We start from the raw sequence: 2,711 nt of genomic DNA on the forward strand, positions 1-2,711 counted from the left end.
AATGAAATGAGTAGGCTATGGTAGCAAGTCTTTATTTTAAAGGCATTAAGAAAAATTAATAACTTGCAATGAGTTGTTAAATAAGACATTATTGTTTAATAAATAGACGAATGGACCAAAGTCGTGCCAGAGCAACAGAACCCCAATTATGCTGCGAGTGAGTAAAATTGCTCAAAGACGGTCATATTTTCAGCATTGATATGCTGTCCTTTCCTAAGCATGTTAATCAACTCGTATCCAGCAATTGTGGACTCCATCGAACCCAACGACTTAAACCCTAGCATTGGATTCGTTCGCCGTTTAATGTTCCGATGATCCTGCTCAATGCGATTATTAAGAAACTTCATCTGGCGTATGTCAATCCATATATGAGACCATACGCCCAGAAGGAATAGCAAGCAGTTCAGATATATCAAAGCAGCTTCATTAGCGCCACTTTTATCAACTGTTACTTTCTCTGGTAACCCATACATACCAATGGCTTTCTTGAATAATTTGGTGGCAGATGCTTCATCTCTTTTTTCTGAAACCATAAACTCTAAAGTATCACCATCTTTATCAATGGCACGGTATAAGTATACCCACTTTCCCTTGTGCTTAACATAGGTCTCATCCATTCTCCAGCTCACATAAATCTTATGCTTTCGATAGTTATGCCGTAATACTGTTTCTAGGTCTTTAGCATAACGCTCAACCCACCTTTGGATAGTGCTATGATCAACGGCAGCGCCTCGCTCAGCCATTATCTCTTCTACATCTCGATAACTCAAGGAGTAAGATAAATATAAGCGCAAGGCTTGCAGTATGATTTCTTTAGAATACCAGCGACCGGAGAAATTAAGCATCTAAGTTAATGAGTAGATTTCAGTACGCAGAGTATACACAATGTTTTGCTGGAGGTTGAGTCTGCGACAGAACCAAGTTAAAAACCTGTTAGCGTTGTGCGATCAACTGGAAGATCAGATTAGCCAAAATCAGAGCCATGCCGAGCAACTGATGCAGACGGTGTTAAAAGAAGCCTTCACTCAAAATATAAAGAGTAAAGCTATGGTAATAAATGAAAATAATAACCCTGTCGGTTTAAAAGGTAATATTAATGGCTTGTATTAGATTTAAACAGTACGTCCGCAAAGATAGATGACGTAAGGGATAGAGACCCTATTTTAAAATCACTATGACCGGTTTACTGACGTATTCCGACTAGACCCGTATTATGGTATAGCCTTTCTCCTTTGGAGTAACTTGCATCATAAATTGTTGACACTAAGACCCCAGATGCCAATACTGTCCCCGATGCAGTTTCAAAGGTATATTCAGCGTTACTAATTGATTTATCAACACCTATAACTTGCAATACCTTACCATCTAAACACTCCATTTTGTCACCTATCACTGTGTTTTTAGCTATATCAATCGTTCGAATTTGGTCGTTCATTAGAACTACCCCGTGTAATGGAGTAACTTTTAGTTTAATATGTGGTTGATTGTCGCTCTTAGGGTCTTGAAGAGTAATCTCCACTAGCTCGGTAGTACCATCGTATCTATCATTTTTCGTTACCCTTGTCCATGCAGTTTGACCCCCATGGAGAGTTTTAACCAAATCATTAACTTTAACCTGATCAATGTGCTTATTAATTTGTTGACCGTCTTCCAATACAATAATTTGAGTGTCTGGAGAGAAGCAAAGCGCAGCTGCCCAAGTACAGTTTGCTGGACATGTTTCAGCGCAAAGTAAGTACGCAGGTAATGCCGTACCACCTGTTATTCCTAGCCCACCAGCACACGCAAGTTCACACGTTAAAACACATGCTGCATAGGATTGTGGACCTCCATAACTAATGGAAGAAGCGCCCACGCCCATGCTAAGGATAAGGCTTACCGAGGAAATTATCGATTTATATTTCATTTGATCAATCCTTAATTTTTTTAAAAATTTAATTACTGAATTTACGCACCTTGCGATTTTTTTAAAGGCTATCACATCTGCTTCGCATCCACCCCTTCGCTAACGAAGGGGTGCCGAGCCTGCGAGGTGTGGTAGTTGAGCAAAATTGCGTAACCCCAGTTAAATTTAATCAAATTTAAAGTTTAAATACATAAACATATAGTTTCAAAATGTAGCAGTGGGCATCAGTAAAGATTCAGTCGAGTAGCAAAACCCTATTGCTACTCGACTAGTACCTCATCCTTTAAATAAGTAAATATTACGCCATCTGTAGGACTCTCCCCTTATATGTCCATTTAAATGGCTTAGCCAATACATCATTAAAGTACCCAATAAATGCCGTTATTTTATCTTTAAGCTCAGTTGTTGACTTCGTAGATAAACGTTTAAGTAATCGCTTAACCAAAATAGGGTTACTCTAAAGATTCTGGACAGATCGGCTAAGTTTAAATATTTTTTATTACTTTACAGTTTGCTTGTCCATTATTATTAATTTCCACAGAAGTTGGGGTAACATCTTGGTTAATTGTGACGACATAATTACAACCGCGAGAAGCCCCCTGTGCCTTTTTTGATGTATACAATGTGTAGTCATTATCATGCATAAATCCAATCCCAAAAGAGAATGTATAGTGCTGTGACTTGAAATCATAATAACTTTGATCAGAAGCTGGATAATTTTGGCAAAGTAACTCATGTTTATTGTTTTGCTTGACTAGTATACATGCATAACTGCTATTGTTTTTTGCTTTAACTGATATGCTAT

General features: G+C 38.1%; 3 protein-coding genes. All 3 read right to left on the minus strand.

Features of this window, described 5'->3' with window-relative positions:
- Window positions 1-146: 146 nt before the first annotated feature.
- Complete coding sequence (locus ACTS4L_RS11170) at window positions 147-845, minus strand: IS6 family transposase (RefSeq protein ID WP_440652056.1); 699 nt, start codon at window positions 843-845, stop codon at window positions 147-149.
- Between the two features lie 338 nt (window positions 846-1,183).
- The gene (locus ACTS4L_RS11175; RefSeq protein WP_440652057.1) at window positions 1,184-1,906 is read right to left on the minus strand and encodes a Hint domain-containing protein; all 723 of its coding nucleotides are present in this window, start codon (window positions 1,904-1,906) and stop codon (window positions 1,184-1,186) included.
- 485 nt (window positions 1,907-2,391) lie between these two features.
- Window positions 2,392-2,711: hypothetical protein (locus ACTS4L_RS11180; RefSeq protein WP_440652058.1), on the minus strand; the 320-nt coding region annotated here is incomplete at its 5' end.

The sequence above is a fragment of the Cysteiniphilum sp. 19S12-1 genome (assembly GCF_052030685.1).
In the GTDB taxonomy this organism is placed as follows: Bacteria; Pseudomonadota; Gammaproteobacteria; order Francisellales; family Francisellaceae; genus Caedibacter.